The 11,930-nt window shown below is 36.3% G+C and carries 16 protein-coding genes and 1 pseudogene; 10 read left to right on the top strand and 7 right to left on the bottom strand.

What is annotated here, in order from left to right:
• Together BFI01S_RS23540 and BFI01S_RS18955 are read left to right on the top strand one after the other, a co-directional pair.
• Positions 1 to 915: transposase (locus tag BFI01S_RS23540; RefSeq protein ID WP_169799788.1), on the top strand; the 915-nt coding region annotated here is incomplete at its 5' end.
• Between the two features lie 2 nt (positions 916 to 917).
• Positions 918 to 1,295: an ATP-binding protein gene (locus BFI01S_RS18955; RefSeq protein WP_235831232.1), complete on the top strand. Its 378-nt coding sequence runs from the start codon at positions 918 to 920 to the stop codon at positions 1,293 to 1,295.
• Positions 1,296 to 1,349: 54 nt separating this feature from the next.
• On the opposite strand, the gene BFI01S_RS18950 is transcribed toward BFI01S_RS18955, so the two are convergent.
• From BFI01S_RS18950 to BFI01S_RS18920, 7 genes are all read right to left on the bottom strand, one after another.
• On the bottom strand, positions 1,350 to 2,372 hold the full coding sequence (locus BFI01S_RS18950) for a site-specific integrase (RefSeq protein ID WP_061793996.1): 1,023 nt from the start codon (positions 2,370 to 2,372) through the stop codon (positions 1,350 to 1,352).
• A complete protein-coding gene (locus tag BFI01S_RS18945) occupies positions 2,359 to 3,342 on the bottom strand; it encodes a tyrosine-type recombinase/integrase (RefSeq protein WP_061793995.1) in 984 nt (327 codons plus the stop codon). The genes BFI01S_RS18950 and BFI01S_RS18945 overlap by 14 nt, the downstream gene beginning before the upstream one ends.
• Positions 3,335 to 4,576 carry a site-specific integrase gene (locus BFI01S_RS18940; RefSeq protein ID WP_061793994.1) on the bottom strand — a complete coding sequence of 414 codons (1,242 nt, stop codon included), beginning with the start codon at positions 4,574 to 4,576 and terminating at the stop codon, positions 3,335 to 3,337. The genes BFI01S_RS18945 and BFI01S_RS18940 overlap by 8 nt, the downstream gene beginning before the upstream one ends.
• A gap of 68 nt (positions 4,577 to 4,644) precedes the next feature.
• Positions 4,645 to 5,028 carry an ATP-binding protein gene (locus tag BFI01S_RS18935; RefSeq protein WP_082804564.1) on the bottom strand — a complete coding sequence of 128 codons (384 nt, stop codon included), beginning with the start codon at positions 5,026 to 5,028 and terminating at the stop codon, positions 4,645 to 4,647.
• A complete protein-coding gene (gene istA, locus BFI01S_RS18930; RefSeq protein ID WP_082804563.1) occupies positions 5,025 to 6,287 on the bottom strand; it encodes an IS21 family transposase in 1,263 nt (420 codons plus the stop codon). The genes BFI01S_RS18935 and istA overlap by 4 nt, the downstream gene beginning before the upstream one ends.
• A 37-nt stretch (positions 6,288 to 6,324) precedes the next feature.
• Complete coding sequence (locus BFI01S_RS18925) at positions 6,325 to 6,567, bottom strand: hypothetical protein (RefSeq protein ID WP_061793993.1); 243 nt, start codon at positions 6,565 to 6,567, stop codon at positions 6,325 to 6,327.
• Positions 6,568 to 7,389: 822 nt separating this feature from the next.
• Positions 7,390 to 7,794 (bottom strand): hypothetical protein, encoded by a 405-nt coding sequence (locus tag BFI01S_RS18920; RefSeq protein ID WP_061793992.1) that lies wholly within the window; start codon positions 7,792 to 7,794, stop codon positions 7,390 to 7,392.
• Positions 7,795 to 9,146: 1,352 nt separating this feature from the next.
• Here BFI01S_RS18920 and BFI01S_RS18915 point away from each other — a divergent pair.
• From BFI01S_RS18915 to BFI01S_RS18885, 8 genes and pseudogenes are all read left to right on the top strand, one after another.
• A complete protein-coding gene (locus BFI01S_RS18915; RefSeq protein ID WP_061793991.1) occupies positions 9,147 to 9,377 on the top strand; it encodes a helix-turn-helix domain-containing protein in 231 nt (76 codons plus the stop codon).
• A 21-nt stretch (positions 9,378 to 9,398) separates the two neighbouring features.
• Positions 9,399 to 9,635, top strand: coding sequence for a hypothetical protein (locus BFI01S_RS18910; protein ID WP_061793990.1), 237 nt, complete (start codon positions 9,399 to 9,401; stop codon positions 9,633 to 9,635).
• Positions 9,636 to 9,766: 131 nt separating this feature from the next.
• Positions 9,767 to 9,976 (top strand): hypothetical protein, encoded by a 210-nt coding sequence (locus BFI01S_RS23155; RefSeq protein ID WP_142753057.1) that lies wholly within the window; start codon positions 9,767 to 9,769, stop codon positions 9,974 to 9,976.
• A gap of 64 nt (positions 9,977 to 10,040) precedes the next feature.
• The gene (locus BFI01S_RS18905) at positions 10,041 to 10,223 is read left to right on the top strand and encodes a hypothetical protein (protein WP_061793989.1); all 183 of its coding nucleotides are present in this window, start codon (positions 10,041 to 10,043) and stop codon (positions 10,221 to 10,223) included.
• Entirely contained in the window at positions 10,198 to 11,019 is an 822-nt protein-coding gene (locus tag BFI01S_RS18900) for a helix-turn-helix domain-containing protein (protein ID WP_061793988.1), read from the top strand. The genes BFI01S_RS18905 and BFI01S_RS18900 overlap by 26 nt, the downstream gene beginning before the upstream one ends.
• A 25-nt stretch (positions 11,020 to 11,044) precedes the next feature.
• Positions 11,045 to 11,254, top strand: a complete 210-nt coding sequence (locus BFI01S_RS18895) for a hypothetical protein (RefSeq protein WP_061793997.1) — start codon at positions 11,045 to 11,047, stop codon at positions 11,252 to 11,254.
• A gap of 21 nt (positions 11,255 to 11,275) precedes the next feature.
• Positions 11,276 to 11,686, top strand: coding sequence for a hypothetical protein (locus tag BFI01S_RS18890; protein ID WP_061793987.1), 411 nt, complete (start codon positions 11,276 to 11,278; stop codon positions 11,684 to 11,686).
• 58 nt (positions 11,687 to 11,744) lie between these two features.
• Positions 11,745 to 11,930 (top strand): annotated as a pseudogene (locus BFI01S_RS18885) (hypothetical protein); the annotation flags it as partial.

The following is an 11,930-nucleotide window of genomic DNA, read 5'->3' as shown; positions in this document are numbered from 1 at the left end:
ACTAAAGAATTTCAGCAGTATAGAGAATCCAGAGGAATAAACCTTCGGGTTTGTAGAAAAGCTGACCCTGAGAGTAAGGGAAGAATAGAAAATGTAGTTGGATTTATCAAACAAAACTATGCCAAACATAGAGTGTTTCATAACATCGACTCTTGGAATGAGCAAGGATGGGAATGGCTGAACAGAACGGGTAACTATAAAATACACAATACAACAAAAAAGAGACCATTCGAAGTGTTCCTCCTGGAAAAGCAACACTTAAAACCAGTCTCCCAAAATATAGATATTCAAAATAACTATGAGATAAGTATAGCAAGATGTGTTCATAAGGACAATACTATTCGTTACCAATCTAATCGGTACTCTCTTCCACTTGGAACTTATAACAAATATGAAAAAGTATGTATCAAGGAAACGGAGACTAAAGAATTAGTTATTTATATACCTGATACTGGCGAAATTATTGCAAAACATTCAATTCCCGAAGGGAAAGGGATGTTAATAAAAGATAAAAAACATAGTAGGGATCGTACAAAAGGTGTTGGAGCATTCATTAATACAGTGGCTGAGAGATTTGAAGATAAAGAACTAGCCTTTAAATATTTAGAGAAGGTTAGGGAAAAAAATCCTCGTTACATTAAAGACCAGTTGCAAATCATCTTGCGCGAAACAAAAGGTATCGATAACGAAGTACTGACTAAAGCGTTAGCAGAGTGTTTAAAAAGGAAATTATACAGTGCAACTGATTTTGGCGATATCATTGCATATGTGAAACGTCAGCGCCAGGTACATGAAACAGTTATTGATAAAAAGAAAGAAGTTAAGACTTTGAACAGGCTATCAGAATGGGTTTTAGAAACAGAAGCATACAAAAGAAAAGTAGATACTTACACGGTTTTAATGGAGGTTGAATAGCGATGAGCCAAATCCAACAATTACAAGACATAATGAAAGGGTTAAGACTCGTTGAAACTGCCAAGCATCTCCCCCATTTGATCAGAGAAGCTGAGCAAAAAGACCTTTCATTTACTCAATTCCTGTTAGATGTCACTTCTTATGAGCAAACTCGAAGAGAAGAAAAGCAACTAAACAACCGATTAAAGTGGGCAACTTTTCCTTTCAGCAAAACACTTGAGGAGTTTAATTTAAAAGAACAAAAGTCTTTAAGCAACAAACAACTAAATAGATTAAAAGATTTAACTTGGATAGAACAGCTGTACAATTTGATTTTATTAGGGCCACCAGGTGTAGGTAATTATGAAAAGACTTTGTTTATGGAAAGATATCTAAATTAATTGTAAAATTTGTATACTGTACATCAAATATCTTTCCATAATAATCAAAAATTCTTATCTGCAAAATTGCTCCAACCACTTCAATAGATCTGTGTCCTCATCCCAAACTGGGGTATCTTGCGTTAAAACCTCCATATATGCGGCTTCTAATGCTTTCCTTTTTATTTCCGTATTTGCCCTTAAATAAATTTCAGTGGTAGTAACATTTACATGGCCTAATAAATCTCTTATATAAATCAGATTTACTCCCGCCTCTAATAAATGCATAGCCTTTGTATGTCTAATCATATGAGGATGAAGTCTATTAGGAAACAGAACATCTATATGAGCCACCTTAGCCTTTTGTAAATACTTTTTTAAAATGTATGTTATACCTGGCCTCGTAAATGGGCGGATATTACTATTATAGAAAAGTGGATAATCTTGCTTCCCATTTTCCAATAGATTATTTTCTTTCATGTAATTCTCCAACAGACCTCGAGTTTTATCCATAATAGGAACACTTCTACGTTTATTACCTTTGCCTGTTAAGGTAATAGTGGCGGGCTGAGTGAGTCGAATATCTCTTGATTTCAAATCTATTAATTCTTGTACACGTGCACCCGTATCATATAATATAGCCATTAATGTTAAATCACGGCGACCTTTTTTCCTGCTGGTATCCGGTTGTTCCAATATATGCTTTAAGCATTCCTGTGAAAGAAATTCAACAGTCTTTTTTTCTCCTTTTTTAAAGGGAATTCCTAATATTCGTTGGCATTCTAATATATTTTCAGGATTTTCTGACTGTGTATATCGGTAGAAACTATGGATAGCTGCTAATCTTTGGTTACGGGTATTAATGCCAACTCTACGCGTTTTTTCAATCCAAAGAAGAAAATCCTTAATATTTTGTGCATTTATTTTTCCGAGGGTAAGGTGCTCTGGCCTTATTTTCAATTCTAAATTAAAATAAATTAACACTTGTTTAAATGTATCCCGATAGGACTTTATCGTATTAGTACTAACATTACGCTGGCTTGGAAGATAATCGGAAAGGAATCGTGTGAGCGTTCTGGCAAAATCAGTTTGTTTCATCAGACGATACCTCCGGTATTAAAGTTGAAAAGTTCTGTTCGACTGACCCAATAATTTGGGGATATAAATCAGCAGTTAGCCTTAAATAATGTTGTGTACCCCTTAAATCAACGTGCCCTAGAAATGCAGAAAGATAGGGAAGGAGATTCGTAATATCTTCTTCATTTAAGACCCATTTTTTCAAGCAATGCACCGCAAAAGTGTGCCTGAAGTCATGGAGTCTTGGCCCCTTTCCACTATGAGAAATTCCAGCCTCCCATATAATATCTCTAAATAGTTTATATATCGTACTTTCCTTATAACGTCCTCCATAAGGAGATCTGAATAAAAAGGTATCACTAGACCCTATAAGATTAGTTTCTTCTATAAACAAGCGACAACGCTTTGTCAGGGTTCCGGCCATTGGGATTTTTCGCTCTTTTCCAAATTTCGTATCGCGAATGTATAGAGTCCCTTGATCTAAATCAATATCGTTGAGTTTTAAGCTTAATGCTTCCGAAATCCGTAGGCCACATCCATATAAAATACGGAACAGTAAAGGTAGGGTCAGATGCCTGTTTGGAGAAACATCTGAAATAGGATACCTGTCACATATGGTAAGGATATTTTTCAACTCGATTTCTGAAAAAATATATGGTACATATGAATATCTATCAATTGAAATAGTTGCAGCTGGAAAAACGTATGCCTCGTACCCAAGACGAACCATATATGTAGCGAACCCACGTATGATTGAGATTCTTCCGTTTCTAGTACTGAGAGTCTCATTTGATCTTCTTTCTGTCCAAAGTAACACTAATTCTTTCGGAAGTTTTATTTCTGATAAATTTTCATTGGTCGCCAAATTGTCAAAATGCTTCAAAAGTGAAGAGCCTTTTCTGTATTTATAGCCAACAGACTTCTTTTCCTCAATATACCCATTAATCAGTGGACCAAGAATACTTTGAAACACAACAGTTTCCTTAGACATTCTGAAGTACCTCCTCTGGGTCAATAGCACATTTTCTTAATCCGGCTATTCCTGTATGCAGATAGACATTGGTAGATTTAGAATTAAAATGTCCTAGTACTTCCGAAATTACTGATAATGGTGTTCCCTGCTCAAGCAAAGTACTCGCAAGAGTATGGCGAAGCGAGTGTAATCCTTGCCTTTTGCCAACTGGAACAGTTATTCCAGAAAGTCTAGTATATTTCGTTATTATATTATGAAGATTAGCGTCTCTTCCAAAGGCCTCGTAGGGTGCATTCATCCGAATGAAAACGAAAGGAGAATTACTAATAGGTCGACCATTTTTTAGGTAATCAATCAATGCCCAACCTATATCCTTTAAAATTGGATATGTAACGATACTCTTTGTTTTATTTTGTTTAAATTCTATCGTTATTGATTGCCAGTTCAAATCCGATAACTTCAAGGATTTGAGGTCTCCGACTCTTATTCCAAGTTTGGCAACCAAAAGCAGAATCGCATAATCTCTTTTTCCGGTTGGATTTCCTCTGTCAATACTATTCAACATTCGAATAACATCCTCTTTATTCCAGACAGAAGGAACAGGTGGATAATAATATTTACTCTGTTGGGGGACTTTTAAAGATAAATTTTCAACCGTATGTTGGTTAATATAGAGAAATCTTAAATAAACCCTGAGAGCGGTTAAGATAGATGCAATGCTTTTTTCATGATACTTGTAAATTGTTTTTACGTAATCAGAAATTATCTCTGCAGTAATATCATTCGATTTCTGAATCTTTCTACTGTCAAGATAATCTATGAAAAAGAACAAACGCTGCATACGCGTACGTAGACCTCTTTTGGAGTACTCGTTATTTTCACATTCCTTTTCATAGGCAGTAAGTTCTGATTCAAATTGTGGTGGTTTAATATAACCTGGCTTTTTTACTATCCTTCGGATAATCACGCCGTGAAGCTGATAATCGCCTAGAACTCTTATTCTTCTAATAGGACCTTTGAGTCCTTTAGGCATAGCTTCCATATAATAGTTAACTGTACAGTTGTATTTTTCCTTTAAAAAGTCTCTTCCTAATGCTTCTGAAAAATAGATTTCATCTTTTTCTTTCGCAAATGAAATAACTCTTTTGTAAAAAGCACGATAACCACAAATAGTGTTATAAGCATAATTCAGCCTTTCTAGTTCAGATAAGACTTTTGAAACTAATTCTCCAATAGGAATTCGATTTTCCATATGGCACCTCCTAGATTTAATAAATCTATTGTGAGGTGTTATGGAAAGAAATAAACGTATATTTTAATTCAATTAGCGCATATACACTTATTTCTTTCCATAAACAACAACTTTCGATAATTTCCTACACCTGGCGGACCAAGCAGAAGACGATTTTCTCCACTTGAAATGAACCGGCAGGTTAAAGTTTCTTTTACACGCTGTTCACTGACACTTGGCTGAAACTGGAAGTCAAAGTCGTGAACGGTTTTCGTGTAGGGAAGTTTAGCGCGCCGTATTCTTTTTTCTAATGACGCCTGTTCACGCTGCTCCCATTCCCTCGAAACGATCATGTCAAGAAACTCAAAATATGATACATTATTGTCAGAAGCGTTTTCCAGCACGTCATCCAATTGGCTGGCTGTGTGCTGCCACCCCAGTATTTGCAGTCTTTCTTCAAGAAGCTGTTTCATTCTGAATCACCTTCTTCGAATGCGGCATATACTGCGAGAGGACGCGTTTCCACAGTTGGAACCGAGTCAGGAATAATAGAATCGAGGGTCGCCAAACCATTATGATTCTGTATTTCCTGCTCTTTTTTTGTGCCTGGAAGACCTTCATAATGAGCAGCTGTCATTATTGATTTTGCTTTGCCGGATGCCAAAGGATAGTGGGCAATTAATTCTTGTTCATAATATATTTCTAATTCCTGCCTTTCATTTAATCGGACATTTACTTGACTGCCCGAGAAACGATACGGAACGGAATAGCGGTTGCCGCCATAGGAAATCATGCAGTCTTTGCTGACTTCTCGTACTTCCCACTGGCTGATAGAAAAAAGAGGCTTTGTTCCCCAAGTCTGAAGGAAAGGCTGTTCCTTCTGCCATCTTTCCAGTGGCATTTCTTTCGTTGTGTCGTTAGGTTTTTTATTTGCTGTCTGGTCAAGCCAGATGCGAACTTGCGCATTTAATTCTTCTAGTGTGCTGCCCAATCTTCTTTGAAAGAAGTTGCCTTTCAAGTACTGCACCAGGCGTTCTACTTTTCCTTTTGTCTGCGCCCGATAGGGCTTGCACGCTTTTGGTACTACTCCGTAATAAGACAGGAAGTCTTCAAACTTACGGTTAAACCGGATTTCAACCGGGCTGTGTTTAATCACGACTGTTCTCATGTTATCGTAAAGAATTTGAGAAGGAATCCCGTTAAAATAACTGAATGCATTCATATGGCACTTTATTAATGTTTCTAATTTCATGTCAGTTGTAAATTCAACATACTTCATGCGCGAATAGCTCAGAGTCATGATAAAGGCATGAACCATTTTCTTTTCACCGTTCACTTCAAACTTGCCAAGATTTACAGCCCAATCCATCTGGCCTTGACGCCCTGGTGGTGTTTCAAAACGAATCGTTGCTTGCTTTTTCGGTTCTGTCCGAAAGGGTTTCACGAAGTCTTGCAAAATCGTACTTTTTCCTTCGTATCCCATTGCTTCAATCTCTTCCAGCAATACAGCACAGTTTGTTGTTCCCTCCTGAATTCGCTGAAGCAGATAGGGCTTAAATGGATCTAGTTTACTTCCACGCTTTTTCCTCGATTTGCTTTGTGGCAGCTTTCCACTTTTTAAATACTTACCGACGGTCTTTCTGTCAAAACCAGTTTCTTTCGCTATTGCTGTCTTGGACCAGCCTTTTTGATGCAGTTCTCGAATCATAAAAAACTCCCCTTCACTTAACACCGCCACGTCACTCCTTAAAATCAAAAGTACGTAACGATTATCTGTTATGAATGGGGAAATTTAAACCGGAGATATTGTCCATTTTAAACTCGGAACTAACAATTTTTCCTCTAGGACTTAGAGTTATTTCAATAAGGTTATTCTCTGCTAGTATAGCTAACTCAACCTCTACCTTTTCTACGTCTCTTTTTACTTTAGAAGCTATTTGAGAGACACTCATTCCTCTTTCTTTTCTATTTTCTCTAAGCCAATACAATATATCCCTTTGTAGTTGTTTCATGTTCTCCCACCCTTTTAGTTTCGCTTTCAGAAACAATTTTTTTTTGAGTTGTAACTGGGAGTCAATTCAATAAAGTTAACCCCCAGAAAGCAAGATCAAGGGATTTATTCTTTTTCTAGTGCTCTCTGATAACAAGCTTCACAGATAGCTATTTCTCTTTCCTCATAAGTCCTCAATACAGTGCCACACTTCATACACCTATCGAGGTGGTTCCCTCTCTCTTGCTCTTTTATAAGCTGTTCTTTGGCTCTACCCAAGAGCTTCACCCCCTTTTCTATTTCTACCTTTTATTGTCAATGAAAAGCATACTTAAGTCCAGCTTATTATTTACAACGATACAGCAGCTCAAGTGTGACAACTCCAGCAGGGGAGGGTTCTCAGGGAGCTAGGACAAGTGGTGGCTTCTTGGGGGCTCAAAAAAATCAGGCTAGGGGAGGCTTTCATACCCAAATAGAGCCATTTTTACAAACAATAAAATAGAAAACCCCCTTTAGAGTCACCTCCAGAGAGTGCAGCTCGTACAAACCACCAAATAGCGACAATTCAAAGTTTTTATTTGTAAAATTTTTGAGGATGTTGCCATATCAAGGGATTGTGAGGTTTTGTCCTTGAGTTGATTCAGGGGTATGTAAGCCAAAAGTAAATACTTCTCTGGTATATTTAGTGAATTGTACTTTGAAAACACAACCAAGAGCTGAACAACTGAAGTGCCAGCTCAAACTTAAACATTTACTCCTTTTCATAAAAACAAAATAAAGAAAAGAATTACCTAATTATTTCCAGGATAGTCTTTTCTTATAGTAAAAGGATTGTCCTTACAATCTAATTATTTTTAGGTTTTTCATACTTAATTATTTTAATGTTAATAGCATCGGAATCTATTTTTAGTTTTTTTCCAACATCTTTAACAATTGATTCAATTTCCTTTTTAATTTTATTATTAGGTTCATTTTTTAGGTGAATATCTATATCTACTCTTTCATCAGAAGGGGCTGAGGCCATCATGGCTACAGCTTCATAACCATTATCCTTCAAACTTTCCCCAATTTTTCTATAAAAGTCTTTCTCTTGCAGCATTTTATCAAATTCCATTCCCTCTTTTATTTGCTTTTTTGTAAAAGGTTCACTTGAAACTACTTCAACTTTAGAGTTATCGATTAAAAATAATACTCCTCCAACAATCAAAGCAATTATAGTGCAGACTAAAATCATTCTACCCTTTCTCAACAATATCCCCCCTATAACTATTTGCCAGTAGTTTATATTTATGCTTGTCTATAATTTGTTATCCCATTGGAGCAAAAAATAATGATTATTTTTAGAATCAATATCCAATTAAAGGATCAACAATCAAAAGCAATAATGAGTCAAAATTATGCAAGTCCTTTTTCAGAACGAGATTTCTTGCTTTTTACATTTTTTTAAAAAAACATACTGCCAGTATCAGCATTTTTTAAATGCCAAATACAGAGTTGCAGATCATAAGGATAAAAAATATAAATAACAGGATGACCCTAATGGAGTTTATCTTAAATGGGGTAGACTCTTTTTTTTATGATTTGATTTTAAAAGAAGATTTCCCTCAAGTACACCTCTATTCGACACCTATTTTTTTTTATGTTCTAAAGAAATGAGATGGCAAAAAGGAGCTTACGCTCCAGAATAGCTCTCAAGTGTTTTCTGTACTGGTTTCACTAAGAATAAAGAAAACTTTCAAGCTGAAAACTGAGGTGAGCCTTACAGCCCCAACAGTTCAAATTACTTTTTAAGTATGCAGTATTTGATACCGGAATTACTCTAACTATGCAGTATTTGATACTGGGCTAGATTACTTGGAATTAAATCAAGGGGTGGGTTCTCCCAGATTCCACTCTCAGTGTTACTTACAAAAGTTACTTTTCAAGCTCCATTGATGTGGAAATTAGCAGCTATCCTAAAAAAATTTCTAAAAAAAAAATAAAAAAAATTTCACTCTTAGAGCCACAAGGAGTTTGAGCTTTTAAGGTTACCTCTTGAGAAGCTCAAAACCAGAAGTGTCTTACAAAAAAGTAAACACTTTGCTGGTATATAGGGTGAAGAGGTTAAAAGAAGTAAACACCTCTTGAAAAGAATTAATGTAAGGAGTCAGCAAGAAGCTTACTCAATTACCGGAGCTTTCTAGTCTTCTTATGTCACTGACAATGGCTTTGTTTCTTTCCTGTTATGTAAGTTTTGCTTATCAAAGTTACTTCAACCGAGGGGCTAATAACTCTTCAAACATCAGCTCCTTTGCGGAGCTTTAAAAGCACCTAAAGAGAGTTGAACTTGCCAAGACCTCCTTAAAAGAGCGAGCGAGTCCTCTCCCTTACTTATTAAATTATCGTTCTCCCTTACTAAGCAAGCTGACGAGCTTGTTTTTCTTTTGGGGAGGAAGAAGCAAAAAGTTGACAATGGAGGGGGAGAAAGGAATGAAAATTGTTAAACAAACTAAGAAAACAAAACAGTTTGAGCTATTTAATGAAGCTGGCTCAATATGTAGAATTTTTAGAAGATATGGAGGAACTGGCAAAAAAAGCAAAATCCTTTAGGGGGTGAAAATAATGGCAGTCCATTTCTTTGTAGATATTGATAAAATTCTTGATCGAAAAAAAATGTCACTCACTGAGTTAGCAGACAAGACAGGTGTTTGTAGACAAAGCTTATACAAAATAAAGAAGTCTAAAAAGGTTACATTTTCAACACTTAATAGAATTGCCAATAGCCTTGGAGAGACCGACTGGGAAGGTCTTGTAAGTGCTGAGTTTAAGTCAAGTGGAAAAATAATTCGATAACGAAAAGGGAGATGGTCGAAAATGAGAAGTAACAAACAGATTGACAAACTAAACCAAGAACTCGCAGGTATTGCTGGGAAGATTTCTTCAGAATACAAAAAACGAAACGAAGCAGAGCTGAATAATATTCCAAACAAAAAGGAGATAGTCTCAGAAGCTGAAAAGAATATTCTCTCTCTGAGGAAAGAGAAAAAGGAATTGGAAGCTAAGATTACAAAGTTACGTACTGAGTTGGAAAACGATTTATTTTGGGTTTAATTTAAAACTTTTGGAGGAAATTGCTGAAATTAACAAAGAAGTTGAAGTCCTAAACCAGAAGCAAAATGAGCTGCAAGCTAAAGTGGAAGAAGCTCACAAGGGATTGACTGGCTGAAGCTTATGGGTTCCCAGTGAGTGAGGAACGTATTTATATTCCAATGTATGGCACTTACTCAAATAGCACTCGAAAAGAGATTGTCAATAGCGACAGTATAATTCCAATTCTGAGAGAGTACAAGAATGAAGTGGGAAGAGTCTCTGATGAGAAAGCTAAGGAGATTGCCTCCAAAGTTATGGAATATACGATGAAGCTTATGAAGGAAGAAGGAATTGAATTGTAATTAGCTAAGGAGGGGGGATCACCCCTCTTCTTTAAGTTGTTTTAAAACTATGGAGGTGTTTTTAATGTTACGCAAAGGAGCTGATATTAAACTTTTAAAGTTACACTTTAAGTTTGAAGAAGAAAAGAGAGAAAGGGAGCTTGAATGGTTCCTTAATATGCAAGAAAGAAAACTAAGGGAAGTAAACGAGATATTAAAAAAAGTGGGGGAGAGGAACAAAGATGGATTATTCACAAATGACTATTGAGGAGGGTATAAGAGCTGGAGGGCAATTCAAGACACCTCAGAGGGTTAAACAAGATGAAGCATACAAAATGAAATTAAAACGAGATGAAAATATGAATAAGGAACGCTTCACAGCATTTATTGATAAAGAATGTTCAAGAGTTTTCAGGACTTTAAGCCTTGAATTGGCTGGAGTCCTATTGAATATGTTCGCTTATATAGAACAAGGTAAGTCTGGAGCAATGAAGCTACATGGAAAACATATGGGGGTTAAAGAGCTTTCAAAAATACTGAGAAAGTCAGAAAGGAAAACAAAAGATTACCTTTCAGATCTTGAAGCTCTTGGCTACATTGAAGCTGAGAAGGAAGGAAGAAGAAAGGTTTACTCAGTTGATACGAGACTGGCAACGAGAGGAGAAATTGTTGGAAAGGGCTACTTCACAAAACTTTATATTAAAAGATTGAGAGACGCTCTTCAAGTGATGACTATTCAGGAAGCTGGCCTGTTATTCTTTATGATACCCCACATGAACACCAGAGCTTTTGTTCTTTGCTCTAACCCTTATGAGATGGACATTGAAAAAATAGTACTTTGGAATAGGGAACAACTAGCAGAAGAGTGTGGATTGTCTTTGGTTCAAGTCAAAAGGTTGACAGCAAGTTTAAAAAAGAAACAAGTCCTCATTGAGATTGGTACTCATAGAAGTGCAATTATTTTAAGCCCTGAACTGATAAGCCGACAAACTACTAAGATTTCAGTTTATGAAATTGGACTGATTTTAAGAAATGATGTGAATGGTTCAGAAGTTAGCTGGTAAGAAAACTACAAATGGGGTGAGCATTTTGGATAATGTTAAAAACAATTACAAGGCTCTTTTAATGGAGTTTGAAGAAGCTTCTCAGTTTTACCAACGAACTGGACTCTCAAGGCTTTTGGCTCATTCTCTGGAAAACTTAGAACGCTTTGAGAGATTATTTGTTAATTGCTACTCATTAGAGGAACTTGAGGAGCTGCAAGTTGAGCTGGAAACTCAAGGTTTGGTCCTAGCTTAGGTAATAAAGAGGTGAAGAAAAATGGCAAAAATAACTGATAAAGAAAAGAAAAGGATTGAGGAACTGGTTGATAAGGCTCTTAATGGTGGTTTGAACAAGAACGAGATTGAAGAGCTATACACCCTACTCAAGAAAGCTAAAAATGAACAAGAGAGTGGGGAAAATAAGAATAAGAACCCAAAAGAGTGGTTAAGTGAAGAAGTGATGATTTTACTTGCTGAAAAAGCTCTAGTAGTTGCTAAGAGAAAGTACCACAAGAGTTTACCTCTCAGGGAGCGTCACAAGATAGCTTTAGAGAAAGCAAAAGAAATAAAGGCTTTTTATGTTAAACAAACTCCAAAACTAAAAGCTGAAGCAGAACGACTTAAGAAGGAACGTGAAGAACTTGAATTCTATGAGAATTACTACAAGAAATATGATTACGAGTTGTAAATTAACGAGAGCCACCCTGGAGGTGGTTCTTTTAGATTTATTTTGGGGGTGCGAGTAATTGGCTAAGCGAGGTAGACCAAAAAAGAACAGTCTTCCCAAGGAGTTACAACGAAAGATTGAAGCTCTGGAAAATGAGACTGATGAGAAAAAAGTTAAAGAGCTAAAAAAACTCATGAAGCTGGAGCCACAAATTTGTGGAGCACTTCAAGGGGATGGAACTGTTTGCGTAAAAAAACCTTGGAGT

It is taken from the genome of Cytobacillus firmus NBRC 15306 (assembly GCF_001591465.1).
Classification (GTDB): Bacteria; Bacillota; Bacilli; order Bacillales; family Cytobacillaceae; genus Cytobacillus; species Cytobacillus firmus.
This window is presented reverse-complemented; position numbering and strand designations above follow the sequence as displayed.

Bases quoted from the DNA above. Each gene is read 5' to 3' on its own strand.
- BFI01S_RS18955 (WP_235831232.1), top strand. From the start codon at position 918: ATGAGCCAAATCCAACAATTACAAGACATAATGAAAGGGTTAAGACTC.
- BFI01S_RS18950 (WP_061793996.1), bottom strand. From the start codon at position 2,372: ATGAAACAAACTGATTTTGCCAGAACGCTCACACGATTCCTTTCCGAT.
- BFI01S_RS18945 (WP_061793995.1), bottom strand. From the start codon at position 3,342: ATGTCTAAGGAAACTGTTGTGTTTCAAAGTATTCTTGGTCCACTGATT.
- BFI01S_RS18940 (WP_061793994.1), bottom strand. From the start codon at position 4,576: ATGGAAAATCGAATTCCTATTGGAGAATTAGTTTCAAAAGTCTTATCT.
- BFI01S_RS18935 (WP_082804564.1), bottom strand. From the start codon at position 5,028: ATGAAACAGCTTCTTGAAGAAAGACTGCAAATACTGGGGTGGCAGCAC.
- BFI01S_RS18925 (WP_061793993.1), bottom strand. From the start codon at position 6,567: ATGAAACAACTACAAAGGGATATATTGTATTGGCTTAGAGAAAATAGA.
- BFI01S_RS18915 (WP_061793991.1), top strand. From the start codon at position 9,147: ATGGCAGTCCATTTCTTTGTAGATATTGATAAAATTCTTGATCGAAAA.
- BFI01S_RS18910 (WP_061793990.1), top strand. From the start codon at position 9,399: ATGAGAAGTAACAAACAGATTGACAAACTAAACCAAGAACTCGCAGGT.
- BFI01S_RS18905 (WP_061793989.1), top strand. From the start codon at position 10,041: ATGTTACGCAAAGGAGCTGATATTAAACTTTTAAAGTTACACTTTAAG.
- BFI01S_RS18900 (WP_061793988.1), top strand. From the start codon at position 10,198: ATGGATTATTCACAAATGACTATTGAGGAGGGTATAAGAGCTGGAGGG.
- BFI01S_RS18890 (WP_061793987.1), top strand. From the start codon at position 11,276: ATGGCAAAAATAACTGATAAAGAAAAGAAAAGGATTGAGGAACTGGTT.